Below are 24,874 nucleotides of genomic sequence, written 5' to 3' on the forward strand. Positions count from 1 at the left end.
GCACGCCCAGCGAATCCGGACAACTGAATCCGGTCACCGCAAAACAGTGACGACCGGAGATTAGCTACGGGATATTTCGGGTACAAGCGGGCAAATCATTCTAGGAATCGTCCTGCAAACCCGCGTGGTTCGGGCTGGCGAAACGATAAAAATCATGTAGGAAGCTTCTGATTTTAACTACAGGCGTTGCCCAAAATAGTGCGATCACATCGGCTCGGTTGATGGCCACCTGCCGCTATCGACCTTAGCGCTTATTCAGCCCTCGCGCCAGCCTGTCTCCACCCAACTGAATCAGCGCCACCAACGCCACCAGCAAGACAATCACCGTCAACATGATCTGACTGTCGAAGCGCTGATAGCCGTAGCGGTAAGCGATATCCCCCAACCCGCCCGCACCGATTGCACCGGCCATCGCCGAGGAGTTGATCATTGTCACCAGGGTGATGGTGAACCCTCCGACAATTCCGGGCAGCGCCTCGGGCAACAGTACATGCCAGACGATGTGCCAGCGTCGGCAGCCCATCGCCTGTGCCGCTTCGATCAGGCCATGATCGACCTCGCGCAGACTCACTTCGGCGATCCGCGCAAAGAACGGCGTCGCAGCAATGGTCAGCGGAACCACAGCGGCCCACACACCGTATGTGGTGCCGACGATCAGGCGGGTGAATGGAATCAGGGCGACCATCAGAATCAGGAATGGAATCGAGCGGAACAGATTGACGAAGGCGCCCAAGGCGCGGTTCAGCAGCGGCGCTTGATAGATCCCGCCCTTGTCGCTGGTGACCAGAATCACCGCCATGGGAATGCCCACCAGCAGCGCGATCAGCGACGACACGCCGACCATCAAAAAGGTGTCGATAAAACCCTGCAGCAAGCGATCAAACCACATAACCCAATACCTCCACCCGTTGCGCCCAGTGTCCGGCGCGTTCACGCAATTGTTCGGCGCTGAAAGTCGAGCCGCTGACGGCCAGCAACAGCTGCCCCAGCGCATGACCCTGGATCCGTTCGACACCGCCCTGAAGCAGCTTCACCCGGCCACCCAATGCAGCGAATAACGCGGCCAGATCCGGCTCGTCTGCCGCACTGCCGGTGAACTGCAAACGCAACACCACCGTCGCATCAGAAGCCGTGGATTGCGCCTGCAAACGGCTTTGCAATTCTTCCGGCAGGGCGTGCTGCAGCGGCGCCAGCAGGGTCTGGCTGACTGCGTGTTGCGGATTGCCGAACACTTGCCACACCGGCCCTTGCTCGACCACATGGCCATGCTCGAGCACGACGACGCGGTCGCAAATCTCGCGGATCACCGCCATCTCGTGAGTGATCAGCACAATGGTCAGGCCCAGGCGTTTATTGATCTGGCGCAACAGGCCGAGGATCGACTGCGTGGTTTCCGGGTCGAGGGCCGACGTCGCTTCATCGCAGAGCAGAATGTCCGGGTCATGTACCAGCGCGCGGGCGATGCCGACGCGCTGTTTCTGCCCGCCGGAAAGCTGCGCCGGGTATGCCTTGTGCTTGCCTTGCAGGCCGACCAGTTCGAGCAGTTCGCGGACCTTGTTCTCGCGTTGCGCTTTCGGCACACCGGCCACTTTCAGCGGCAACTCGACGTTCTGCCAGACGGTCTTGGCCGACATCAGATTGAAGTGCTGGAAGATCATGCCGATGCGTCGGCGCAGGGCGACGAGGCGGTCTTCATCGAACTCGCCGATATCCACCTGATCGATCAGCACGCGGCCCGATGTCGGTTGCTCGAGACGATTGATCGTACGGATCAACGACGACTTGCCGGCGCCGCTGCGGCCGATGATGCCGAACACTTCCCCGCGCTGGATTGCCAGGTCGATGCCCTGCAAAGCCGCGACCGGGCCTTGCCGGCCGTTGTAGGTTTTGCCCAGGCCGATAAAGCGTACGTGGGCGCGATTCAACTCGGGGTGCAGCTCGGTTTGTTCAGCATTGTGTGGCTCTGGAAGCTCCAGTCGCCGTTGGATCGCGGCAGTCATGTTCAGCTTTCCCAACCGGCCTGATAGAGCTTGCCGTGGGCTTTATCCAGCGCCGCGCGAACGGCTGGCGAATGCTGATAGATGTCGACGAACTTGATCAGGCGCGGGTCGGTTTTGCTCTTCGGCTGGATGACGAACTGGATCACGTATTCCTTGTGATCGAGACCGTCGAACAGCAGCGCCGAGCCGGCATCGAAGGTCTTCGCCAATCGGATATAGGCCGGGTAACCCTGGACCAGATCGGCGTCGTCATACGCGCGCACCAGTTGCACGGCTTCGACCTGAAGGATCTTGATCTTCTTCGGGTTGGCGACGATGTCGTCCTCGGTGGCCTTGTAGCCGACGCCCGGTTTCAAGGTGATCAACCCGGCCTTGGCGAGCAATTGCAAACCGCGACCGCTGTTGATCGGATCGTTGGCGATGGCGACGCTGGCGCCTTCGGGCAGCTCATCGAAGCTTTTGTATTTCTTCGAATACAGGCCGACGTTGTTGATGATCCCCGGTGCGAACGGCACCAGGTCGAAACCGGACGCGGCTTTGGCATTTTCCAGGAACGGGACGTGCTGGAAGTAATTCACGTCGATATCACCAGCGGCGAGGCTGACGTTGGGCGCGATCCAGTCGGTGAATTCCACCAGCTCGACTTTCAGGCCTTGCCTGGAGGCCTCTTCGACGGCGGCTTCCAGCGGTATGGCAAACGCGGCGGTGGTGCCGACTTTCAGCGGCGCATCGCCAGCGAATACCGCCGAGCTGAACAGGCCGAAGGCCAGGGCCAGTGCTTTGACTGGGTGGGACAGGATTTTTTTGGACATGGTGGTTTTTTCCAGTCAGTGCATAAGATGTGTGGTGTCTGTTATGGCCTCATCGCGAGCAGGCTCACTCCTACATTTGGAATGCGTTCCCCTGTAGGAGTGAGCCTGCTCGCGATGCTTTTAGTGGCGATACTCGGAGCCGGTGTGTTGCTCAGGCAACTGCGCCGCACCGTGAAACAACTTCTCGCGCAAGGTGCCGTCGTCGTACGCGGTCTTGTACGAGCCGCGCCGCTGCAACTCGGGAATCACCAGTTCGATGAAATCGACATAGCTTTCCGGGGTGACGATGCGGGTCAGGTTGAAACCGTCCAGCCCGGTTTCGGCGATCCACGATTCCAGCGCATCCGCCACTTGCTCGGGCGAACCGACCACGGTGATGTAGCGGCCTCCGAGGGCGTGTTGCTCGAGCAATTTGCGTCGGGTCCAGTCGTTGTTCTGCAGATTTTTCGTCGCCGACTGAATCGCGTTGCTCTTTACGTACTGGATCGGTTCGTCGATTTCGTATTGGGCAAAGTCGATGCCGGTGGACGCGGAAAAGTGCGCCACGCCGGCCTCGGCACTGGCGTAACTCAAGTACTCGGCATGCTTGGCCCAAGCCGCCTCTTCAGTGGCACCGACAATGACGTTGAGGCCCATGAACACCTTGATGTCTTGCGGATTGCGCCCGGCCTCGACCGCGCTGGCGCGGACTTTATCGACCTGCACCCTGGTCGACGGTTTGTTCTGACCGCTGATGAACACGCACTCGGCGTGCCGCCCGGCGAAGAGCAATCCGCGATCGGAGCTGCCAGCCTGAAACAGCACTGGCGTGCGCTGCGGTGAAGGTTCGCAGAGGTGATAGCCCTCGACCTGATAGAACTCGCCCCTGTGCTCGACCTTGTGCACTTTTTCCGGGTTGGCGTAGATGCGCTGCTCCCGGTCATTGAGCACCGCGCCGTTTTCCCAGCTGCCTTCCCAGAGTTTGTACAACACCTGCAGATATTCTTCGGCCTGGTCATAGCGACGGTCGTGTTCGACCTGTTCGCGCAGACCCATGGCTTTGGCAGCGCTGTCCAGGTAACCGGTGACGATGTTCCAGCCGACCCGGCCGCGACTCAGATGATCGAGCGTGGACATGCGTCGAGCGAACAGATACGGCGGTTCGTAAGTGAGATTGGCGGTCAGGCCGAAGCCGAGGTTTTTGGTGACAGCGGCCATCGCCGAAACCAATAGCAGCGGATCGTTGACCGGCAACTGGATCGACTCTTTCAGCGTCACGTCCACCGAGTTCTGGTAGACGTCGTAGACGCCGACGATATCAGCGATGAACAAGCCATCGAATAATCCGCGCTCCAACAGCTGCGCCAGTTCGGTCCAGTACTCGATGGTGTTGTAGCGGGTCGAGGTGTCGCGCGGATGCGTCCACAGGCCATGATTGATATGGCCGATGCAGTTCATGTTGAACGCATTGAGCAGGATCTTCTTTTTCGCGGCGGCCATCAGATGGTCCCCCGCAATGGCGGTTTTTCGTCATTGAGGTAGTAGTTGCCCACCGCGTGATATTTCCAGCGCACTGGGTCATGCAGGGTGTGCACGCGAGCGTTGCGCCAGTGCCGGTCGAGGCCGTGCTCACTCAGCGTCGCCTGACTGCCGGCGAGTTCGAACAGCGTACTGCCAGCGGCGAGGGAAATTTCCGTGCTGATTGCGCGTGCTTCAGCCACCGCGATCGATGCGGCAGCGACAGTGTCAGCATTGGTTTCAGCTTGCGCGGCATCAAGGAATTCGCCGGCGCGCTCGAGCAAGGCTTCGGTGGCGTGCAGACGAATGCTCAAGTGGCCGAAGCTCTTCAGCGTCAGCGGATCTTCGGTGGCCTTGTCGTTGCCGGAATCGATCCACGGACGGGTCTTGCTGCGCACGAAATGCAGCGCATCTTCGTAAGCTGCGCGGGCAATGCCAGTGTCGATGGCGGCGTGAAGAATCTGCGCCAGCGGGCCGACGGTGGTCGGGCGCTCGAAAGCGCTCTGGAACGGCAGCACGTCTTCAACCGCCACATACACATCTTCGAACACCACTGAACCGCTGCCGGTGGTGCGCTGGCCGAAGCCGCTCCAGTCGTCGATCACCGTCAGGCCTTTGCTCTCACGCGGGACGAAGGCCAGTTGCTGCACACCGTTTTCATCGACTACCGACGTCGGGATGCGCTGCGCGTAAATCGCCCCGGTCGAGTAGAACTTGCGACCGTTGATGCGATAACCCTCGCCGTCGCGGGTGAGGCGCGTGATGCGGTCGTGAGCGGTTTTGGTGCCCAGTTCTGCCAAGGCATTGCCGAAGCGTTGCCCGGCGAGTACCTCCGCGTACAGGCGCTGTTTCTGTTCGTCGCTGCCATTCACGCGCAGCACTTCCAGCGCGTAGAAATGGTTCTGCGGAATCTGTCCCAGCGAGCCGTCGGCCTGGGCGATCAGCGCGATGACTGTGGCCAGGGTGACGTTGGATACGCCAGCGCCGCCGTATTCTTTCGGCACGGTGATGGCCCACAAACCGGAGCGGGAAAACACTTCGAGCTCCGCCAATGGCAGGCGGCGTTCGCGGTCGCGCAGGGCACTGTCGCGCTTGAAGTCTTCGGCCAGGTCGCTGGCGACGATCAGGGCTTGCTCATCGCTGGTGATGACCGCGACGTGATGGGAAAGCGTCATGTTTTTCCTCCAGATGTCTGGTCGTCTCAGATCCAGGAATGGCGAGCCGGCAAGGTGCCGTTGAGGCGATAAGCACCGACCGCGTGATATTTCCAGCGCACCGGGTCGTGCAGGGTGTGCACGCGTGCGTTGCGCCAGTGGCGGTCGAGATTGAATTCGGCGAGGGTCGCGCGACTGCCCGCCAGTTCGAACAGCTTTTCGCTGGCCACCAGCGCAACTTCGGTGGTCAGCACTTTCGCTTCGGCCACGGCGATAGACGCGCGTGCGGCCGATTCGGCAGTCAGCGGTGCGGCGTGGACCTGATCGAGTACTTTGCCGGCCTTGCGCAGCAGTGCTTCGGCAGCGTGCAGTTCGATTTTCAGTTTGCCGATATCGGCGATCACGTAGAGGTCATCGCTGGCGCGCTCGACCTTGGCGTCGATCCATGGCCGTGCGCGGGTTTTGACGAACTCGATGGCGTCGTCGATGGCGCCACGGGCGATGCCGGCATCGATCGCCGCTTGAATCAGCTGCGACACTGCGCCTTGGGTGTTCGGCTTCTCATTGATCTTCCAGTTGTCGATGACCAGGCTCGATTCGACGCGCACGTTGTTCAGCAAAATCGTGCCGCTGGCGGTGGTGCGCTGGCCAAAGCCCGACCAGTCATCAACGATACGCAAACCCGGTGTGCCGCGACGGACGAAAGCCAGCACTTGCCTGCCGTCATCGTTTAGCGCTTTCACCGCGACCCAGTGCGCAAACAGGGCACCGGTGGAGTAGAACTTCTGGCCGTTGATCACGTAGTCATCGCCATCGGCGGTGATGCGCGCTTTCAGTTCCAGAGTATTTTTTGTGCCGCGTTCCGGGCCGGCATTGCCGATGCGCCAGCCTTCCAGAACACTCTGGAACAGCTGCTTTTTCTGCGCTTCGGTGGCGCTGCCGAGCACCAGATTGATGATGCCGAACTGGTTCTGCGGGATCTGCCCGAGCGCCGGGTCGGCGGCGGAAATGATCGCGAATACTTCGGCCAGCGTGACGAAGGAAACCTGAGGGCCGCCGTATTCACGGGGGATGGCAATGCTGCCCAGACCGCTGCGGGTGAACTGTTCGATTTCCGACCACGGCAGCTTGCGCTGGCGGTCGCGTTTGGCCGCCTGCACGCGTGCAACCTGCGCCAGGTCATGGGCGGCCTTGATCGCTTGAGCGTCGTTGCGCAGTACTTGCGCGGGCAACAACAGCGGGGCGATGTCCAGATCGGACTGCACGTTTGCATCTGCAAGACTGGACATCAGTGCCGCTCCCTGGCTGCACGCAATGCCCTGGCGATCTGCACTGGGGTGATTGTGTTCCGGACCATACCTACCTCACATCTCATGAAAAACGCCGCGAAGTGCGACGATTGAAAGAATGTCCGGTGGTCCGGTTCATATACCCTAAGCGCGTATAAAAATTAAATAAACTAACTTTTAGGAATATGCATAGAAGGGGGGATGTCAGCGTGGGTTGCCGATTTTCAGGTGAAAGGTAACGTACCTCCCATCCTGAGCGGCGCTCACTTGGTGCGCGATTCGGCGGCCTTGAATTCGGGGTTCAACGGGACTTTCACATACGGATTCACGCAGCCGATTTTCAATGTGCGCGGCGGCGCCCAGCGCGAGTTGTTACCGACCCGGTCGAGGATGCAATAGGTCACGTCCAGTCGCAGATCTTCGCCCGCTTCGACGATGACTGCCGGTGGCACCCACACCTGAATCGGCAGCCCGACATCGGCCGCCGTGACCGGCGCCAGATCCATGCGCACATCGCCCCAGCGCAGGGTGATGGCGTCGTCTTCAGCCATGTTCAGATAGGGTTCGATGGTCAGCGGCACGCCGCGTTTGATCTGGTTGGGGTTTACGCCCTGACGGCGAATCGCCTCCGGGATGATCACCGGTGCCAGTTGCTGATTTTCGTCTTCGCACTGCCCGGTGGGCTGGCCACCGGGGCAATCAAGTTTGACCTGCACCCGGGTCGCTGAGGACAGGGCGGGGCCTTGGCCGACCTGCATCACGCGGTAGTGAATGCGGGCGGTACCGTTGCCGATGAAACTCTCCGGCACCCGCAGGCTGACGGGCGCGCCGACATCGGCCGCGCTGAGGACTTTGGAAGCGACATAACACTTGTTCCAGAACAGCTCGATCAGGTCGCCATCGTCCATGCCAGGGTAGGGCGGCACATTGACCAGCAGGTGAGCGGCTGTCGCCAGGTTGACGCCGGTTGTCTGTGCGCATGCCAGCGTTGGCGCTGCAAGTTCGGGGGTGTGCGAAGTGCGGGTCATCGGTTTCTCTCCTTGAAGTCTTGCAGCGAAATCCGTTTCTGGAAAACAAAAGGCGCGAATCAACTGGCAATAAAGTGACAAGTATTTTGCTCAGTATTGATTTGGTTTTTTTTAACTAAGTGGCGCCGGTTGCCGACTAGATAAAAGTCTGCGGAGAGGGGTGTCAATAGACGGGGTTAGTTAATCCGTGAATTACAAGTTAATCAGAAATCTCCTACGCCATTGAGGCACTGTACCTCGGCGGAGCGGCGAAAGCAGCTACAGAAAAACGCCGATTCCGCTGCGTTTTGTGCGGGTTTATGCTTGAGCAAACGTATAGGGATGCGATGAGTAAAGGATGAATGCATGCATTGCGCAATGTATCTTGCGTGCGCTGTTAATAAATATCTGAAAGGTACAAGTGCGGGAGAGAAAAGCTAACTTCCATCCGTGGAAGTTAAGAGCTATTGCAGAGAAAGTTCTCAGGCGTGATTCAGAAACTTGCTGAGAAACTGTTGGGTGCGTTCTTCTTTCGGGTTGGCAAACAGTGCTTTCGCTTCACCTTGCTCAACAATTACGCCCTTGTCGAAAAACACCACACGATTGGCCACGTCACGGGCGAATCCCATTTCATGGGTGACAATCACCATGGTGCGGTTTTCTTCCGCAAGTCCTCGAATGGTTGCCAGCACCTCGCCAACCAGTTCCGGATCGAGCGCTGAGGTCGGTTCGTCGAAGAGGATGACCTCCGGCTCCATTGCCAGCGCCCGGGCGATCGCCACGCGCTGCTGTTGGCCACCGGAGAGACGACGCGGATAAGCATCCTCTTTGCCGGCGAGCCCAACCTTGGTCAGCAGCTTCTTGCCCAGCGCAACGGCCTGGTCGCGCGGCATCTTCTTGACCACGATCGGGCCTTCGATGACGTTTTCCAAGGCAGTGCGATGGGGGAACAGGTTGAAGTTCTGGAACACGAAACCGACGTGCTGACGAAGGTTACGCACCAGACTCTGCTGCTGGTTCAACGGGCGGCCGGTATCGATTTCGATATCGCCGACCTTGATCCGGCCGCTGGTGGGTTCTTCGAGGAAATTCAGGCAGCGCAGGAACGTCGTTTTCCCCGAGCCGCTGGGGCCGATGATCGCGACGACTTCGCCTTCCTTTACCTCAAGGTCGATGCCGTTGAGCACGACCTGACCCTTGAATTGCTTGGTCAGTTTTTCCACGACAATCATCGGGTCAGGACTCCTGGTCATGCCGATTGACCCGCTCTTCCAACTTGTTCTGGAAGTGCGAAAGCACTGTGGCCAGAATCCAGTAGATCAGCGCAGCGGCAAGATACATGGTGAAGACTTCGAAGGTCCGGGCGGTAATCAGCTGCGCCTGACGGAACAGTTCCGGCACCTGGATGGTGGCGGCCAGCGCCGTGTCCTTGACCAGCGAAATGAAGCTGTTGCCCAGCGGCGGCAATGCCGTGCGCATCGCTTGCGGCAGGATGGCCCGCCGCAAGGTCTGCGCGCGGGTCATGCCGATACTCGCAGCAGCTTCCCACTGACCGCGTTCGATCGAACCGATCGCGGCACGCAGGATTTCACAGGCGTAGGCGGCCATGTTCAGCGAAAAGCCGATCAGTGCCGCCGGCAGCGGATCAAGCTCCATGCCCAGTTGCGGCAGGCCGTAATAGATCACAAACAGCTGGACCAGCAACGGCGTACCGCGGAAGAACGACACGTAGATGCGGGCCAGCCAACTGACCGATTTGAAGCGCGACAGGCGCATCAGTGCCAGGCCGAAGCCCAGCAGCAGACCGAAGAACATCCCGCCGAGGCTGAGAACTACCGTGTAGTACGCGCCCTTCAACAGGAAGGGCGCGGAATCCAGCGCGAGTTGGAAAGCCTCTTCCATTATTTAGTGACGTCTGCGTTGAAGTATTTCTTCGACAGTTTCTCAAGGGTGCCGTCGGCACGCAGTTCGTCCAGCGCCTTGTTCACCGCAGCCAGCAGTTCAGGCTCGCCTTTGCGCAGGGCGATACCGGATTCCTGACGGGAGAAGGCCTCACCGGCAGCCACGGTTTTCGGGGCTTTCTTGGCGTATTCGAGTGCAGCCAGACGGTCGATCAGGATGGCATCGGTACGACCGTTGTTGAGGTCGGCGAACTTGGTCGGATCATCGTCGTAGGTGCGCACGTCAGCACCCGGCACGTTGGCGCGAACCCACTGCTCGTAGTTGGTGCCCAGGCCGACACCGACTTTCTTGCCGGACAGGTCAGCGGCGGTCTTGATATTCAGCGCCGACTCTTTGCTTTTCAGCACGAGGGCCTGAATGCCGGAGACAGTGTAGGGTTCGGAGAAGTCATACTTCTTCTTGCGCTCGTCGGAGATGGTTACCTGATTGACTACCAGATCCAGACGCTTTGATTCCAGTGCAGCGAGGATGCCGTCCCATTTGGTCGGCTGGATCTTGGCCTTGACCCCGAGTTTTTGCGCCAGCGCTTCGGAGAGCTCGACTTCGAAACCGGACAGCTTGCCGTTCTCGTCAACGAAGCTGAACGGCGGATAAGTACCTTCCAGGCCGACGCTGAGAACGCCTTTGTCCTTGATCTGTTGCAACTGCTCACCGGCCACTGCCTGACCGATCAGGCCGGCGCCCAGCGCCAGACCCAGCGAACCGACCAGCAGAGTGCGACGTAGTGCGGAAAAATTCATGACAAGCCCCTGTGTTTTCTTATGGAAGACGCTTAAGGAATGTAGGCAAATGGGTGATTTGGACGACAGCGCTATCCTGCCTTAAAGCAGCTTAAGCGTCTCGCCCGAAATTCGCCTGCGGCGAGACTATAAGATGTCTGTTTTAGACTTGAAAATACTTAATATGGAAACTGTTATTCATTTAAGGAATATCCATGCCTTTTTAAAAGATCGCAGTCTGCGGCAGCTCCTGCGGGTGATCCCATGCAGGAGCTGCCGCAGGCTGCGATCTTTTGATCTGCTCTTACAGAAAATCCTTGTAGGCAAACAACGCCGGCGCGCCACCGGTGTGCAGGAAGATGATCGGGCCGTCATCGAAGCGCTGCCGGCCGATCCCGTCTAACAGGCCGGCCATGGCCTTGCCGGTGTACACGGGGTCAAGCAACAGACCCTCCTGAGCGGCCAACAGTTTCACCGCCGCCAAAGTCCCGGCATTGGGTTCGCCGTAACGCGGGCCGAAATACTCGTCCCACAGCTCGACCTTGAAGCTGGTCGGCAACTCGATGCCCAGCAGCTCCGCCGTGCGTTCAGCCAGACCCTGGACCTTCGGCCGCTGATCTTCTTCACTGCGCGAAACTGTTACACCAATCACTGGCAATTGCGGCAGCGCCTCACTCAGCGCCAGTCCGAGACCACTGTGAGTTCCGGCACTGCCGGAGGCCAGCACCACTGCGGCGAAATCAATGCCGCTGTCCCTGATCTGCTCAGCCAGTTCCAGTCCGGCACGCACGTAACCCAGGGCACCGAGCGCATTGGACCCGCCAATCGGTACCAGATACGGCTTCTTGCCGTTGCTGCGCAGGCGCGCGGCGAGGGCGGCCAGTTGTTCGTCGGCATTGTCGAGGTTGTCGACCAGCTCGACCCTGGTATCGAATAGCTCGAGCAGCAAGCGGTTGCCGTTGCCGGTGTAGTTACTGTCGTCAGTGCCCAGCGGGTTCTCCAGCAGCGCCACACAGCCCAGGCCGAGTTTCGCCGCCAGTGCGGCGGTCTGGCGCACATGGTTCGATTGCAGCGCGCCTGCGGTAATCAGCGTGTCGGCGCCTTGTGCCAGCGCATCGGCGCCGAGGTATTCAAGTTTGCGCAGTTTGTTGCCGCCCATCGCCAGCGGCGTCAGGTCATCACGCTTGATGTACACCTCGCGGCCAAGCCAGCTCGACAGGCGTTCGAGTTTTTCCAAGGGTGTGGGATGGCTCAGCAGTTCAAGACGGGGAAAGCGTTGCAGCTGTGGTTTGATCATGGGTCCGTACTGGCGCAGAAGAATGAATGGACTATAGGCACGCGCTTTTGCCCGGGCAACCGTGAATCGCTTATAGCCAAAAGGACTTAAGCCAGCACTATCGGTTCTTAATTCGTCAGCAAAGGCATGCCGTAAAGTAGGCGCCGTTGACGCGGCCAGACAGTCCGGCTGCCCCGTGAGGAGACTTCACCGTGAGCGAGCGTTCCAGCCATTGGCAATTGCAGACCATCGTCAGCCAGCTGCGCAGCGCGCGGGATCAGTGGCGTGCACAGAATGGCCGGGCATCCGGAGAGCAGGGTGGGCGCGAGTTGCCGTCGCGGGCGGCGATGGCGGAAATCCTCGAGGCGCTGTGCGGCGCGTTGTTTCCGATGCGTCTGGGTCCGGTGGACCTGCGTGAGGAAAGTGAAGATTTCTACGTTGGTCACACCCTTGATGTAGCACTGAATGCCTTGCTGGCGCAGACACGCCTGGAGTTGCGTTACGTCGCCCGTCACAGCGCCCAGGGCGACAGTGAAGTCGAGGGCCGGGCCATTCGGATCGTGCAGGATTTTGCCTTGGCCTTGCCGGGTCTGCGCACGCTGCTCGACACCGACGTGCTGGCGGCGTACCACGGCGATCCGGCGGCACGCAGCGTTGATGAAGTGCTGCTGTGCTATCCGGGCATTCTCGCGGTGATTCACCATCGTCTGGCGCACCACCTGTATCGTGCCGGGCTGCCGCTGCTGGCGCGGATCAGCGCGGAAATTGCCCACTCGGCGACGGGCATCGACATTCACCCGGGCGCGCAGATCGGTCGCAGTTTCTTCATTGATCACGGCACCGGTGTGGTGATTGGCGAAACCGCGATCATCGGCGAGCGAGTGCGCATTTATCAGGCGGTGACCCTGGGTGCCAAGCGCTTCCCCGCGGATGAGGACGGCCAGTTGCAGAAGGGCCATCCGCGCCACCCGATCGTGGAAGACGATGTGGTGATTTACGCCGGGGCGACGATTCTCGGGCGAATCACTATCGGCAAGGGATCGACCATCGGCGGCAACGTGTGGCTGACACGCAGCGTACCGGCGGGGGCGAATCTGACCCAGGCGAATCTGCAGCATGATGACGGGACGCAGAAGTAGGCCGTGGAATCCTTTTCCCCTCACCCCAGCCCTCTCCCGGAGGGAGAGGGGGCCGACCGAGGTGTTTTGCGTCATCCATCGACCTGAAATACCGGGTCGATTATGGATTCGGCACGGTTTCCTCAGGTTGGCGCACATTCTGAACGTCCCCCAATCAGTCCCCTCTCCCTGAGGGAGAGGGGGTGACCGAGGTAATCTTGCGTCATACACCGACCTGAAATACCGGGTTGATTATGGCTTCGGCACGGTTTCCTCAGGTTGGCGCACATTCTGAACATCCCCCAATCAGCCCCCTCTCCCTGAGGGAGAGGGGGTGACCGAGGTAACTTGCGTCATACACCGACCTGAAATACCGGGTCGAGTATGGATTCGGCACGGTTTCCTCAGGTTGGCACACATTCTGAACATCCCCCAATCAGTCCCCTCTCCCTGAGGGAGAGGGGGTGACCGAGGTAATCTTGCGTCATACACCGACCTGAAATGCCGGGTCGATTATGGATTCGGCACGTTTTCCTCAGGTTGGCGCACATTCTGAACATCCCCCAATCCGTCCCCTCTCCCTCTGGGAGAGGGTTAGGGTGAGGGGCTTTTGATTCTTGCTTGGCGCAGTGAACGAATCTCACAAAACCCGCGTCATACACCTCCTCGGGCGCTGTAGGAAACCTACCGCCCAGCCCGGCGATTAGTCCTTACCACCCCATTCATGTTTAACTTGAACGTTCATTCAAGTTAAACCGGTGGTTCGCTGCCCGCTCACAACAGGAGGCTTGCCTTTGCTGAGTCCGATCATTTCAGCCACGTTTCAACCCATCGAGGTGCACGTTTCATGAGTGCATCGTCTACCCCCGCCAGCGGTCTGGTGCGCATGAATCCGCCGGTGTTCTACTTCGCCGCGACGGTGATTCTGCTGTTTGGCCTTGTCGTCATCGCCATACCTGAACAGGCCGGCGCCTGGTTGCTGGAAGCGCAAAACTGGGCGGCCAACACGGTCGGCTGGTACTACATGCTCGCGATGACTCTGTATCTGGTCTTCGTGGTGGTCACCGCCTTATCCGGCTACGGCAAGATAAAACTCGGTGCCGACCACGACGAGCCCGAATTCAGTTACCTGTCCTGGGCCGGCATGCTGTTCGCCGCCGGGATCAGCATCACCCTGTTCTTCTTCTGCGTCTCCGAACCGCTGACGCACATGCTCCAGCCGCCGCAAGGCGAGGCCGGTACCGCCGATGCGGCGCGCCAGGCGATGCAGATTCTGTTCCTGCACTGGGGCCTGCATGGCTGGGGCGTGTTCGCCTTTGTCGGCATGGCGCTGGCCTATTTCGCGTATCGCCACAACCTGCCGCTCGCCCTGCGTTCGGCGCTCTACCCGCTGATCGGCAAACGCATCAACGGCCCGATCGGCTACGCGGTGGACGGCTTCGGCATCATCGCCACGGTGTTCGGCCTCGGTGCGGACATGGGCTTCGGTGTGCTGCATCTCAATTCCGGTCTGGACTACCTGTTCGGCATCGCCCACACCCAGTGGATTCAGGTCGGGCTGATCACGTTGATGATGGGCGCGGCGATCATCGTTGCGGTCTCCGGCGTCGACAAAGGCGTGCGGGTGATGTCCGACATCAACATGCTGCTCGCCTGCGGACTGCTGCTGTTCGTGCTGTTCGCCGGACCGACGCAGCACTTGCTCAATACCTTGATCCAGAACGTCGGCGACTACCTCGGCGCGTTGCCGATGAAAAGTTTCGACCTCTACGCCTACGACAAACCGAGCGACTGGCTGGGTGGCTGGACAGTGTTCTACTGGGCCTGGTGGATTGCATGGTCGCCGTTCGTGGGCCTGTTCATCGCGCGGATTTCCCGTGGCCGGACCATCCGTGAATTCGTCTTCGGCGTGCTGCTGATCCCGCTCGGTTTCACCCTGGCGTGGATGTCGATCTTCGGCAACAGCGCCTTGGACCAAGTGCTTAATCACGGCATGAGCGCGCTGGGCATGTCCGCCATCGACAATCCGTCGATGAGCATTTATCTGCTGCTGGAAACCTACCCGTGGAGCAAAACCGTTATCGCCGTGACGGTGTTCATCAGCTTCGTGTTCTTCGTCACCTCGGCGGACTCCGGCACCGTGGTGCTCTCGACGCTGTCGGCCAAGGGCGGCAACCCGGATGAAGACGGGCCGAAATGGCTGCGGGTGTTCTGGGGCGCGATGACCGCGCTGATCACCAGTGCGCTGCTGTTCTCCGGCAGCATCGATGCGCTGAAGTCAGCGGTGGTGCTGACTTCGTTGCCGTTCTCGCTGATCCTGCTGCTGATGATGTGGGGTCTGCACAAGGCGTTCTATCTGGAATCGCAGAAGCAGATCGCGCAGCTGCATTCGCTGGCGCCGGTCTCCGGTTCGCGGCGCGGCACCGGCGGCTGGCGACAGCGCCTGAGTCAGGCCGTGCACTTCCCGTCCCGCGACGAGGTGTACCGCTTCATGGAAAGCACGGTACGTCCGGCGATCGAGGAAGTGACCGCCGTGTTTGTCGAAAAAGGCCTGCACGTTGTCACTCAGCCGGATCCGGCGCATGACAACGTCAGCCTGGAGATCGGCCATGGCGAACAGCATCCGTTCATCTATCAGGTGCAGATGCGCGGCTACTTCACGCCATCGTTCGCGCGTGGCGGCATGGGCTCCAAGCAACTCAACAATCGCCGCTACTACCGCGCCGAAGTGCACCTGAGCGAAGGCAGTCAGGACTACGATCTGGTCGGCTACACCAAAGAGCAGATCATTAACGACATCCTCGACCAGTACGAACGGCACATGCAGTTCCTGCATCTGGTGCGTTGAATGGCCCCTGAGCGCCGGGACGTTTCACGCCTCGGCGCTCAGCACCATGAACAACACCATCGCCGCCACCGGCACGCCGAACACCGCACTGCCAATCGCAATCTCCGTGCCCAACGGCTGCCCCGCATGCACCACGCCGACCGCCCCGTTGATCAGCGTCAACGCCAGCCACAGCGCTGCGAAAGCGTAGGCCAGCGTGTGGCGGCTGAAGCCGATGTGCTCGCCGATGTAAAGCATCAGCGCGAGCAGGACCAGGCCGAAGACAATGATGATGGTGGTGTGCATGGTGCGTTCTGCCTGATGGAGGTGCAGTGCCGGGAAGGGCCCCTTCGCGAGCAGGCTCGCTCCCACATTGGATCTCGGCTGGACATAAATTTCATGTACACAGGAAATCCCTGTGGGAGCGAGCCTGCTCGCGAAAGGGCCACCTCTGTGTCCTTCAGAGCATAGCCAATCCAGCCCCCGCCATATTCATCAGATGCTTTCGCGCTCGATCACTTGGCACTGCAGCAGATTCAGCCGCTGCACTTCGTCGCTCGGCAACACGCCAAGGCTTTCCAGCACGCGTGTCGCGGCGAGTACACCGATCTCCAGTGCCGGTGGTTTGATCGTGCTCAGGCTGGGCAACAGCATCTCGGCGAACGGGTAATCACCGAAGCCGAGAACGGCGCAGTCTTCGGGAATTTTCAAACCGGCGCGTTGCCCGGCGAGCAGGCCGCCGGCGGCGAGGTTGTCGTTGGCGAAGATAATCGCGTCGGGGCGTGGTGAGGCGTTCATCAAGGCTTCCATCGCTTGCTTGCCGGCCTCGAACGGTGCGCGCTCGGCGTCCGGGGCGAAGAGCCATGGCTCCCTCCCTGCGCCTCGCAGAGTGGCGGCATAACCATCGCGGCGCTCCAAGGCACTGAAGTCCCCCGGCGCGCTGTTTTGCACGAAGGCGATGCGTTGGTAGCCTTTTTCCAGCAGATGCCTTGCCGCCGTCACGCCCACTTCGAAATGCGAAAAGCCGATCTGCATCGGCCCGCGTTCCGGCTGGTAATCCCAGGTTTCGATGACCGGGATATCCGCCTCGGCGAGCATCTTCTCGGTGCCTGTGCTGTGGAAGTGGCTGGTCAGCACCAGCGCTGCCGGCGACCAGCCGAGAAACGCGCGCACGGCATTTTCTTCCTGCTCGATATCGAAATAACTCGATGCCAGCAACAGCTGATAACCGTGTCGACTGAGGGTGTCGCTGAAGCCCTGGATCGTGTTGGCAAAGATCGGCCCGGAGATGTTCGGAATGACCATGCCGACAATTTTCCCGCGCGCCGAGGCCAGGCCGCCCGCCACCAGATTCGGCACGTAGCCCAACTCGGCGACCACTACCGCAATGCGCTCGCGACGCTCAGGCGAAACCTGTTCAGGCTGATTGAAATACCGCGAGACGGTAATCGCCGACACCCCGGCCGCACGCGCCACGGCATTCAGCGTGACTCGGCCGGCGCCTCGGCGTTTGCGCGTTTTCTCGTTGCTCAAGGCACGATCCTTGTAAAAACCAAATCGCATATAAAAGTAATTTTTCAGTATTGGACGCTCTATGCCGAGGTGCCAATACTGGCGATGTTAGCGCTAACAAAGCGCGTTGTCTGCTACTCGCTCGAGCGAATGCCCAAGACAGATTCAGGCGCTGTCGTCGCAGAACGGCAGCGGTTCAGGGCCATTTTTCGAGCGGATACCTATGCGCAATTTTCCTGGGGCAACACACACACTGACGCAGTCGATTCGCGCGGCGGGCTGGATTTTCACCGGGCTGGCGGCGCTGCCGCTGCCCACCGCGCTTGCCGCTGACAGCAGCGATCAGGAACCGACGCTGAAATCCGTCACGGTGACCGCGACTCGCCGGGAAGAGTCGCTGCAGAAAGTACCGGTGGCAGTTTCGGTGCTCGACGGTGAACAGCTCGAACGCGACAACCGCAACGGCGTGGCGAGCATCGTTCAGCAAGTGCCTTCGTTGAACTTCCGCACCGGCGCCTCGAACAAGGACACCTCGTTATTCGTGCGCGGCGTCGGCACGATTTCCACCTCGCCCGGGGTCGAGCCGACCGTGGCGACGGTGATCGATGGCGTGGTGTATGCGCGGCCCGGTCAGGCCACGCTGGATCTGCTCGATCTTGAGCGCGTCGAAGTGCTGCGCGGCCCGCAAGGCACGCTGTTCGGCAAAAATGCCTCGGCCGGTGTACTCAACATCACCAGCAAAGCACCGACCGCCGAAACCCACGGCTACATCGATCAGTCGTACTACAGCGGCAACGAAAGCCGCACCCGTTTCGGCCTCGGCGGCAGCCTCATTCCGGACACGCTGAAGGGCTCGATCAGCACCTTGTTCGGCACATACGACGGCAACGTCGACAATCAGCACAACGGCCATGAAGTGAACGGCTACAACCATCGCGGCGTGCGCGGCAAACTCGAATTCACCCCGAACGACGACATCACCTTTACCCTGGTCGCTGACTACATGCAGTCCCACGACGACGCGCCCAATGGCGTTGTCAGTCAAGCGCTGACGCCGGCCTTCGCCAACGCGCTGAGACCGGTGAATGCCACCAGCCACAACCGCGATATCAACACCGATACCCGCTCTCACATCGAAGACATCAACAAAGGCCTGTCCGGCCAGCTTGACTGGCAACTGGGTGATTACACGCTGACGTCGATCACGGCGTGGCGTGGCTGGGACAACACCCAGTATCAGGATGGCGATCGCCTCGGCACCGTCACCGCCGCGTTTCCCGGCACCGCAGACAAGGGTGATCTGGCCTTCGACCAATACTCGCAAGAGTTGCGTCTGGCCTCACCGAAAGGCGAGTTTCTCGAGTACGTCGGCGGCCTGTTCTACATGCACGGCAAGGACGACGAGACCTACCGGCGCACCCTGACCACCCCCACTCGCACCGACCGTGGTGTCGCCGATTACAGCACCACCAGCGACAGCTACGCGGTGTTTGGCGAGAGCACGCTGAACTTCACTTCGGACTTTCGTGGCATCGCCGGCCTGCGCTATACCCACGATGATCTCGAATACGATCACCGACGCGTTTCAACCTCGGCCACCACGGTCAGCGGCATTCAACCCGCGACAAGCAGTTCAGGCTCGGTGGACGAAGACGGCTGGTCCGGTCGCCTCGGCTTGCAGTACGACCTGAGCGATACCGTCACCACTTACCTGACCTATTCGCGCGGTTACAAGGGCCCGGCCTACAACGTGTTCTTCAACATGCAACCGCGCGATACCGAAGCACTGAAACCGGAGACTTCAAACACCTGGGAGGCGGGGATCAAAGCTACCTCCTGGAACAATCGCCTGACCACCAACCTGGCGATCTTCCACAGCGAGTACGACAACTATCAGGCGAACTTTTTCGACACCGTCGCCGGGCAGGTGGTGACGCGTCTGATCAACGCCGGCAGCGTCACCAGCGAAGGCGTCGAACTCGATTACACCCTGCAAGCCAGCCAGCAACTGAAGTTCTCCGGCGCCTTGGCCTACACCCGCGCACGCATCGACGAATTCGCCTGCCCGGCCGGGGCGGCGGCGTCGTGCAACGTCAACGGCAAACCACTGCCGTTCAGCCCGGACTGGAAAAGCTACGTGCGCGCCGACTACACAATCCCCCTGGACAATGGCCTCGATATTGAATTGGGCACCGATTACAGCTGGCAGAGCGAAGTGCAGTACGACATCAGCCAGAACCCCGATACCAAACAGGGCGCCTATGGGCTGTGGAACGCCAGTCTCGCCCTGGCCGATTACAGCAATGGCTGGCGCGTCGCCCTGCTCGGCAAGAACCTCGCTGACAAGTCCTATTCGCCGTTGCTGGCCAGTGGCGGCAGCTACATCTATCGCGCTGTGCCGCGGGATGACGAACGCTACTTTGGCGTGCAACTGCGCAAGGATTTCTGAGATGAGCCGACAGATGAAACTCGGTGCGTTTCTCATGGCCACCGGGCACCACGTGGCAGCGTGGCGGCACCCGGATGTGCCGGCGGATGCGGGGCTGGATTTCGCCCATTACAAACGTCTGGCGCAAACCGCCGAAGCGGCGAAGTTCGATGCACTGTTCGTCGCCGACAGCGTCGCCGCACCGACCCAGGACATCGCCAGCCGCATGGCGCGCTCCGATCACTTCGAGCCGCTGACGTTGCTCTCGGCACTGAGCGCGGTGACCGAGCACATCGGCCTGATCGCGACGGCCACCACCAGTTACAACGAGCCGTACCACGTGGCGCGCAAGTTCGCCTCGCTCGATCATTTGTCGGGCGGACGTGCCGGATGGAATCTGGTGACTTCGGACAACGCCGCCGAGGCGCTGAATTTCGGCCGCGACGCACACATCGGCCATGCCGAACGCTACAGCCGCGCCCGCGAATTTCATCAAGTGGTCACCGGGCTCTGGGACAGTTGGGAGGACGATGCCTTCCACCGCGACAAGGCCAGCGGCGCCTATTACGACCCGCAGAAGCTGCATGTGCTCGATCATGTGGGTGAGCATTTCCGGGTCAAAGGCCCGCTGAATGTCGCGCGCTCGCCACAGGGGCAGCCGGTAATTGTCCAGGCCGGATCTTCCGAAACCGGGCGTGAGCTGGCCGCGCAAACCGCTGAAGTGGTATTCACCGCACAGACTTCGCTGGCCGCCGCTCAGGCGTTTTACGCCGATATCAAGGGACGCTTGCCCAGGTTCGGACGCAGTGCCGATTCGCTGAAAATCATGCCTGGGGTTTTTGTGGTGGTCGGTGCCAGTGAGGCCGAAGCGCAGGAGAAATGTGAAACGTTTCAGCAATTGGTCGAACCCGAGGTGGGCGTCGCGCTGCTTGGGCGTATGCTGGGCAACTTCGATTTATCGAAGTACCCGCTGGACGGGCCATTGCCAGAGTTGCCGCTGACTGACAGCGGTCAGCAGAGTCGACAGAAACTGCTGACCGAACTGGCGGGTCGGGAGAACCTGACCCTTGCCGGACTCGGTCGCAGGATCGCCGGCGGGCGCGGGCATTACAGCCTGGTCGGTACGCCGGCACAGATTGCCGATCGCCTGCAGGAGTGGTTCGAGCAAGGCGCGGCGGACGGCTTCAACGTGCTGGTACCGCACCTGCCGGGCGGGCTCGAAGATTTCGCCAAAGGCGTGGTGCCGGAACTGCAAAGGCGTGGCTTGTTCAGAACTGAATATGAAGGCCGCACGTTGCGGCAGAATCTGGGCCTGACTCGACCCGGCAATAGATTTGCGTAACAGCCTTCGCGAGCAGGCTCGCTCCCACACGAGCAATCGACACCCATTTCAAGACAGACAAGAGAGGATTCGATGACCTACACCGCTGCCGAAAACCGCTATGACTCCATCCCCTACCGCCGCGTCGGCCGCAGCGGTCTGGTGCTGCCGGCACTGTCGCTGGGCCTGTGGCACAACTTTGGCGACAGCACACCGATCGACACCCAGCGCGCCTTGCTGCGCACCGCGTTCGATCTGGGCATCAACCATTTCGATCTGGCCAACAACTACGGCCCGCCGTACGGCAGCGCCGAGATCAATTTCGGGCGCCTGCTGCGCGAAGACTTCAAGCATTACCGTGACGAACTGATCATCTCCAGCAAGGCGGGCTGGGACATGTGGCCCGGCCCTTACGGTCAGGGCGGCGGCTCGCGCAAATACGTGCTGGCGAGCCTCGACCAGAGTCTGCAACGCCTCGGTCTCGACTACGTGGATATCTTCTACTCGCACCGCTTCGACCCGGATACCCCGCTGGAAGAAACCGCCAGCGCCCTCGCCACCGCCGTGCAACAGGGCAAGGCGCTGTACATCGGTATCTCGTCCTATTCGGGAGTGAAAACCCGCGAAATGGCCGCGTTGCTGAAAGAGTGGAAAGTGCCGCTGCTGATTCATCAACCGGCGTACAACCTGCTCAATCGCTGGGTGGAAAAGGATCTGCTCGATACCACCGATGAGCTCGGCACGGGCGTCATCGCCTTCACGCCTTTGGCGCAAGGCCTGCTTACCGACAAATACCTCAACGGCGTGCCGGCCGATGCACGGGTCAATCGTCCCGGCGGCGGTTCGTTGCAGGCGTCGCATTTGTCCGAGGCCAACATTGCCCATGTGCGGGCGTTGAACGAGATCGCCCAGCGTCGCGGCCAGAGCCTGGCGCAACTGGCGCTGGCGTGGACGCTGCGCGACCCACGGGTCACCTCGGCGCTGATCGGCGCGAGCCGGCCGGAGCAGATTATCGAGAACGTCGGTGCGCTGAAGAATCTGAATTTCAGCGCTGAAGAGCTGGCGGAGATCGATCGGTTTGCCCAGGAGGGCGGGATCAATCTTTGGGAGAAGCCTTCGACGGCAGAATAAGCGACCCTCACCCCAGCCCTCTCCCGGAGGGAGAGGGAGCCGACCGAGTTGTCTTGCGCCATACATCGACCTGAAATACCGAGTCGATTATGGATTCAGCAAAGCAATATCAGGTCGGCGTACCTCTAAAGCATCCCCCAATCAGTCCCCTCTCCCTCCGGGAGAGGGTTAGGGTGAGGGGCTTTTGCTGTTCAGGGCTCAGCGAAAAAACGGCACATCCCCCAACACCGTCGCCCGCTGCATCACCCGTCGCGCCGGCCGATAATCATCCACCGCGTAATGCTGGGTCACGCGGTTGTCCCAGAAGGCGATGTCGTCTTGCTGCCAGCGCCAGCGAATGGTGAATTCCGGCCGGGTGGCGTGGGCAAACAGAAACTTCAGGATCGCCTCGCTCTCGGTTTCCGAGAGTTCGTTGATCTTCGAGGTAAACCCTTCACTGACGAACAGCGAGCGCCGTCCGCTCACCGGGTGCGTGCGAATCACCGGGTGCGACAGCGGTGGATTCTTGCGCCGCGCCTCTTCCCACTGCGCCAGCGCCTCTGGGGTATTGCCGTAGCGCTCCAGTGGAAACGAGCGGGTGAAATCGTGAGTCGCCGTCAGCCCTTCGAGCAGGTTTTTCATCGGTGCCGACAACGCTTCATACGCGGCGATACCGCTCGCCCACAAGGTGTCGCCACCAAACTCCGGCAGCAACTTGGCGCTGAGCACGGCGCCCATCGCCGGCGTCGGCAGGAAGGTCACGTCGGTGTGCCAGATCGCGTTGTCGCGCACGTCGGTGACGGCGGTATCGAGGATCAGTACTTCCGGTTGCTCCGGCACGTTCGGGTAGATCGGATGAATGTGCAGGTCGCCGAAATAATGCGCGAAACGTGCCTGCTGCGCCGGCTCGATCGGCTGGTTACGGAAGAACAGCACCTGATATTTGAGCAACGCCTGTTCGATGGCGTCGCGGTGTTCCAGGCTCAGCGGCTGGCTGATGTCGACGCCGCTGATCTGCGCGCCGAGGGCCGAGCTTAATGGGGTGATGTTCAGGCTGCTCATGGTCTTTCTCTTCAATTGCGGTCATCACCCTATGTAGGAGCTGCCGAAGGCTGCGATCTTTTGATCTTGATCTTTTTAAAAACAAGATCAAAAGATCGCAGCCTTCGGCAGCTCCTACACAGGGGGTTGATTTGAAAATTGTCAGTGCGCCTGGCCGTGCCACGGCACCAGTTTGCGCTGCAAGGCGCGCAGGCCCATCTCCATGGCGAAGGCGATCAGGGCGATGACCAGAATCCCCAGCACCACCACATCGGTGACCAGAAATTGCGCGGCCGATTGCACCATGAAACCCAGGCCACTGGTGGCCGCGATCAGCTCAGCGGCGACCAGGGTCGACCAGCCAACCCCCAGGCCAATGCGCACGCCAGTGAGAATGTCCGGCAAGGCGCTGGGCAGAATCACATGGCGAATCAGCTGCGCGCGCGTCGCGCCCAACGACTGCGCCGCACGCAGTTTTGCCGGATCAACCGTGCGCACCCCCGTCGCTGTGGCAATGGCAATCGGCGCAAAAATCGCCAGGTAGATCAGCAGCACTTTCGACAACTCGCCGATGCCGCACCAGATCACGATCAGCGGCAGATAGGCCAGCGGCGGGATAGGGCGATAGAACTCGATCAGCGGATCGAGCACGCCACGGGCGATGCGGTTGGCGCCGATGGCAATGCCCACCGGCACGGCGGTCAGGATGGCAAAACCCAGGCCCAGACCAATGCGGCTCAGGCTGGCGCCCAAGTGCTGCCACAACGTCGAATCCATGTATCCGGAAGTCGCCAGCAGCCAGCCCTTTTGCAACACGGCAGAAGGTGGCGGCAGGAACAGCGGTTCGATCAGGCCGGTAGCAGTCACCGCCCACCAGATCGCCAACAGGCCGAACAGGGTCAGCAGGCTGATCCAGCGCGTGCTGAGGCTACGGCGTACCGGAATGCTCACCGAAGGGGTTTTCACCGCCGCAGCGGAAACGTCGTAACTGCTCATGCGCGCTCCTGCCGGGGTACGGCGCTGCGTTGCGAGAAGACTTTGCTCAACACGTGTTCGCGGGTTTCGATAAAACGCGGATCGGATTTGATCGCGCGAGCCGACTCGCCAGCGGCGTAGCGCTGACCGAAATCCAGCTGCAGACGCTCAACGATCTGCCCTGGATTGGGTGCCAGCAGAATCAGGTCCGTGGCGAGGAACACCGCTTCTTCAATGTCGTGGGTAATCAGGAAAACCGGTTTGGCGGTGCGCTGCCAGACTTGCAGCAACAGCTCCTGCATCTGCTCGCGAGTAAATGCATCAAGCGCGCCGAAGGGTTCGTCCATCAGCAGCACGCGTGGATCGGCGGCGAGGGCGCGGGCGAGGCCGACGCGTTGTTTCTGGCCCCCGGACAATTGCCAGATGCGCCGGTCCTCGAAACCGGCGAGATCGACCAGTGCGAGCATTTCCCGAGCGCGCTGCTCGCGTTTGTCCCTGCCGACACCGGCCAGTTCGAGGCCGAAGGCAACGTTGGCGAGCACGTCCTGCCAGGGCAGCAAGGCGTCGTCCTGGAACACCACGCCGCGCTCGGCGCTCGGGCCTTTGACCGGCACGCCGTCAAGGGTGATGCGCCCGGCACTTGGTTCGACGAAACCGGCAATCAGGTTCAACAGTGAAGTCTTGCCACTGCCGGACGGGCCAAGGGCGACCAGCAATTGCTGCGGCCCCAGGGTCAGAGAAATATCCGCCAGCACCGGCTCCGGGCTGCCCGGGTACTGTGCGCTGATGCGCTCCAGCTGTAGCAAGGCCATCGCTGTAATCTCCG

General features: G+C 60.6%; 21 protein-coding genes. 5 read left to right on the forward strand and 16 right to left on the reverse strand.

The genetic code is table 11. The annotated features are described in order from the left end of the window. Positions 1-244: 244 nt before the first annotated feature. The 11 genes from LIS66_RS01105 to LIS66_RS01155 form a co-directional block, all read right to left on the reverse strand. Entirely contained in the window at positions 245-889 is a 645-nt protein-coding gene (locus LIS66_RS01105) for a methionine ABC transporter permease (protein WP_064361607.1), read from the reverse strand. Then, positions 879-2,000: a methionine ABC transporter ATP-binding protein gene (locus LIS66_RS01110; protein ID WP_227973434.1), complete on the reverse strand. Its 1,122-nt coding sequence runs from the start codon at positions 1,998-2,000 to the stop codon at positions 879-881. Before LIS66_RS01110 ends, LIS66_RS01105 begins: the two co-directional genes overlap by 11 nt. Before the next feature lie 2 nt (positions 2,001-2,002). Beyond that, positions 2,003-2,812: a MetQ/NlpA family ABC transporter substrate-binding protein gene (locus LIS66_RS01115; protein ID WP_227973435.1), complete on the reverse strand. Its 810-nt coding sequence runs from the start codon at positions 2,810-2,812 to the stop codon at positions 2,003-2,005. Positions 2,813-2,932: 120 nt separating this feature from the next. Continuing rightward, on the reverse strand, positions 2,933-4,291 hold the full coding sequence (locus LIS66_RS01120) for an LLM class flavin-dependent oxidoreductase (RefSeq protein WP_227973436.1): 1,359 nt from the start codon (positions 4,289-4,291) through the stop codon (positions 2,933-2,935). Next, positions 4,291-5,484 (reverse strand): SfnB family sulfur acquisition oxidoreductase, encoded by a 1,194-nt coding sequence (locus tag LIS66_RS01125; protein ID WP_227973437.1) that lies wholly within the window; start codon positions 5,482-5,484, stop codon positions 4,291-4,293. The genes LIS66_RS01120 and LIS66_RS01125 overlap by 1 nt, the downstream gene beginning before the upstream one ends. A gap of 26 nt (positions 5,485-5,510) precedes the next feature. Beyond that, a complete protein-coding gene (locus LIS66_RS01130) occupies positions 5,511-6,752 on the reverse strand; it encodes an SfnB family sulfur acquisition oxidoreductase (protein ID WP_227973438.1) in 1,242 nt (413 codons plus the stop codon). Between the two features lie 263 nt (positions 6,753-7,015). After that, positions 7,016-7,780, reverse strand: a complete 765-nt coding sequence (locus tag LIS66_RS01135) for a hypothetical protein (RefSeq protein WP_227973439.1) — start codon at positions 7,778-7,780, stop codon at positions 7,016-7,018. A gap of 461 nt (positions 7,781-8,241) precedes the next feature. After that, a complete protein-coding gene (gene tcyN / locus LIS66_RS01140) occupies positions 8,242-8,991 on the reverse strand; it encodes an L-cystine ABC transporter ATP-binding protein TcyN (protein ID WP_042608565.1) in 750 nt (249 codons plus the stop codon). 4 nt (positions 8,992-8,995) lie between these two features. Next, positions 8,996-9,661 carry a cystine ABC transporter permease gene (gene tcyL, locus LIS66_RS01145; protein WP_042608566.1) on the reverse strand — a complete coding sequence of 222 codons (666 nt, stop codon included), beginning with the start codon at positions 9,659-9,661 and terminating at the stop codon, positions 8,996-8,998. Further along, positions 9,661-10,461, reverse strand: coding sequence for a cystine ABC transporter substrate-binding protein (gene tcyJ, locus LIS66_RS01150; protein ID WP_064361601.1), 801 nt, complete (start codon positions 10,459-10,461; stop codon positions 9,661-9,663). Before tcyJ ends, tcyL begins: the two co-directional genes overlap by 1 nt. Positions 10,462-10,744: 283 nt before the next feature. Next, on the reverse strand, positions 10,745-11,737 hold the full coding sequence (locus tag LIS66_RS01155) for a D-cysteine desulfhydrase (RefSeq protein WP_227973440.1): 993 nt from the start codon (positions 11,735-11,737) through the stop codon (positions 10,745-10,747). A 191-nt stretch (positions 11,738-11,928) separates the two neighbouring features. Here LIS66_RS01155 and epsC point away from each other — a divergent pair, with 191 nt between their 5' ends. Together epsC and betT are read left to right on the forward strand one after the other, a co-directional pair. Continuing rightward, positions 11,929-12,855 (forward strand): serine O-acetyltransferase EpsC, encoded by a 927-nt coding sequence (epsC, locus tag LIS66_RS01160; protein WP_227973441.1) that lies wholly within the window; start codon positions 11,929-11,931, stop codon positions 12,853-12,855. Between the two features lie 865 nt (positions 12,856-13,720). Next, positions 13,721-15,682, forward strand: coding sequence for a choline transporter BetT (gene betT / locus LIS66_RS01165; protein WP_160768576.1), 1,962 nt, complete (start codon positions 13,721-13,723; stop codon positions 15,680-15,682). Positions 15,683-15,706: 24 nt separating this feature from the next. Here the strand turns inward: betT and LIS66_RS01170 are convergent, their stop codons facing one another. Together LIS66_RS01170 and LIS66_RS01175 are read right to left on the reverse strand one after the other, a co-directional pair. After that, positions 15,707-15,967 carry a hypothetical protein gene (locus tag LIS66_RS01170; protein WP_042608731.1) on the reverse strand — a complete coding sequence of 87 codons (261 nt, stop codon included), beginning with the start codon at positions 15,965-15,967 and terminating at the stop codon, positions 15,707-15,709. Positions 15,968-16,156: 189 nt separating this feature from the next. Continuing rightward, on the reverse strand, positions 16,157-17,194 hold the full coding sequence (locus LIS66_RS01175; RefSeq protein ID WP_227973442.1) for a LacI family DNA-binding transcriptional regulator: 1,038 nt from the start codon (positions 17,192-17,194) through the stop codon (positions 16,157-16,159). Between the two features lie 202 nt (positions 17,195-17,396). Here LIS66_RS01175 and LIS66_RS01180 point away from each other — a divergent pair, with 202 nt between their 5' ends. From LIS66_RS01180 to mgrA, 3 genes are all read left to right on the forward strand, one after another. Continuing rightward, a complete protein-coding gene (locus LIS66_RS01180; RefSeq protein WP_227973443.1) occupies positions 17,397-19,622 on the forward strand; it encodes a TonB-dependent receptor in 2,226 nt (741 codons plus the stop codon). Between the two features lies 1 nt (position 19,623). Next, positions 19,624-20,943: an LLM class flavin-dependent oxidoreductase gene (locus tag LIS66_RS01185; protein WP_227973444.1), complete on the forward strand. Its 1,320-nt coding sequence runs from the start codon at positions 19,624-19,626 to the stop codon at positions 20,941-20,943. A gap of 72 nt (positions 20,944-21,015) precedes the next feature. After that, positions 21,016-22,053, forward strand: a complete 1,038-nt coding sequence (gene mgrA, locus LIS66_RS01190) for an L-glyceraldehyde 3-phosphate reductase (protein WP_064361597.1) — start codon at positions 21,016-21,018, stop codon at positions 22,051-22,053. A gap of 198 nt (positions 22,054-22,251) precedes the next feature. Here mgrA and tauD read toward each other — a convergent pair whose 3' ends face one another. The 3 genes from tauD to tauB all read right to left on the reverse strand — a co-directional run bounded on the left by tauD (position 22,252) and on the right by tauB (position 24,860). After that, positions 22,252-23,094 carry a taurine dioxygenase gene (gene tauD / locus LIS66_RS01195; RefSeq protein ID WP_227973445.1) on the reverse strand — a complete coding sequence of 281 codons (843 nt, stop codon included), beginning with the start codon at positions 23,092-23,094 and terminating at the stop codon, positions 22,252-22,254. A 141-nt stretch (positions 23,095-23,235) separates the two neighbouring features. After that, complete coding sequence (tauC, locus tag LIS66_RS01200) at positions 23,236-24,069, reverse strand: taurine ABC transporter permease TauC (protein ID WP_042608576.1); 834 nt, start codon at positions 24,067-24,069, stop codon at positions 23,236-23,238. After that, positions 24,066-24,860, reverse strand: a complete 795-nt coding sequence (gene tauB / locus LIS66_RS01205) for a taurine ABC transporter ATP-binding subunit (RefSeq protein WP_042608577.1) — start codon at positions 24,858-24,860, stop codon at positions 24,066-24,068. Before tauB ends, tauC begins: the two co-directional genes overlap by 4 nt. Positions 24,861-24,874 lie beyond the last annotated feature (14 nt).

Origin of the sequence: Pseudomonas sp. HN2 (genome assembly GCF_020736465.1) — a bacterium.
Classification (GTDB): Bacteria; Pseudomonadota; Gammaproteobacteria; order Pseudomonadales; family Pseudomonadaceae; genus Aquipseudomonas; species Aquipseudomonas moraviensis_A.

Excerpts from the sequence above, each read along its gene's own strand:
- LIS66_RS01105 (WP_064361607.1), bottom strand. The coding sequence starts at position 889 with ATGTGGTTTGATCGCTTGCTGCAGGGTTTTATCGACACCTTTTTGATG.
- LIS66_RS01110 (WP_227973434.1), bottom strand. The coding sequence starts at position 2,000 with ATGACTGCCGCGATCCAACGGCGACTGGAGCTTCCAGAGCCACACAAT.
- LIS66_RS01115 (WP_227973435.1), bottom strand. The coding sequence starts at position 2,812 with ATGTCCAAAAAAATCCTGTCCCACCCAGTCAAAGCACTGGCCCTGGCC.
- LIS66_RS01120 (WP_227973436.1), bottom strand. The coding sequence starts at position 4,291 with ATGGCCGCCGCGAAAAAGAAGATCCTGCTCAATGCGTTCAACATGAAC.
- LIS66_RS01125 (WP_227973437.1), bottom strand. The coding sequence starts at position 5,484 with ATGACGCTTTCCCATCACGTCGCGGTCATCACCAGCGATGAGCAAGCC.
- LIS66_RS01130 (WP_227973438.1), bottom strand. The coding sequence starts at position 6,752 with ATGTCCAGTCTTGCAGATGCAAACGTGCAGTCCGATCTGGACATCGCC.
- LIS66_RS01135 (WP_227973439.1), bottom strand. The coding sequence starts at position 7,780 with ATGACCCGCACTTCGCACACCCCCGAACTTGCAGCGCCAACGCTGGCA.
- tcyN (WP_042608565.1), bottom strand. The coding sequence starts at position 8,991 with ATGATTGTCGTGGAAAAACTGACCAAGCAATTCAAGGGTCAGGTCGTG.
- tcyL (WP_042608566.1), bottom strand. The coding sequence starts at position 9,661 with ATGGAAGAGGCTTTCCAACTCGCGCTGGATTCCGCGCCCTTCCTGTTG.
- tcyJ (WP_064361601.1), bottom strand. The coding sequence starts at position 10,461 with ATGAATTTTTCCGCACTACGTCGCACTCTGCTGGTCGGTTCGCTGGGT.
- LIS66_RS01155 (WP_227973440.1), bottom strand. The coding sequence starts at position 11,737 with ATGATCAAACCACAGCTGCAACGCTTTCCCCGTCTTGAACTGCTGAGC.
- betT (WP_160768576.1), top strand. The coding sequence starts at position 13,721 with ATGAATCCGCCGGTGTTCTACTTCGCCGCGACGGTGATTCTGCTGTTT.
- LIS66_RS01170 (WP_042608731.1), bottom strand. The coding sequence starts at position 15,967 with ATGCACACCACCATCATCATTGTCTTCGGCCTGGTCCTGCTCGCGCTG.
- LIS66_RS01180 (WP_227973443.1), top strand. The coding sequence starts at position 17,397 with ATGCGCAATTTTCCTGGGGCAACACACACACTGACGCAGTCGATTCGC.
- LIS66_RS01185 (WP_227973444.1), top strand. The coding sequence starts at position 19,624 with ATGAGCCGACAGATGAAACTCGGTGCGTTTCTCATGGCCACCGGGCAC.
- mgrA (WP_064361597.1), top strand. The coding sequence starts at position 21,016 with ATGACCTACACCGCTGCCGAAAACCGCTATGACTCCATCCCCTACCGC.
- tauD (WP_227973445.1), bottom strand. The coding sequence starts at position 23,094 with ATGAGCAGCCTGAACATCACCCCATTAAGCTCGGCCCTCGGCGCGCAG.
- tauC (WP_042608576.1), bottom strand. The coding sequence starts at position 24,069 with ATGAGCAGTTACGACGTTTCCGCTGCGGCGGTGAAAACCCCTTCGGTG.
- tauB (WP_042608577.1), bottom strand. The coding sequence starts at position 24,860 with ATGGCCTTGCTACAGCTGGAGCGCATCAGCGCACAGTACCCGGGCAGC.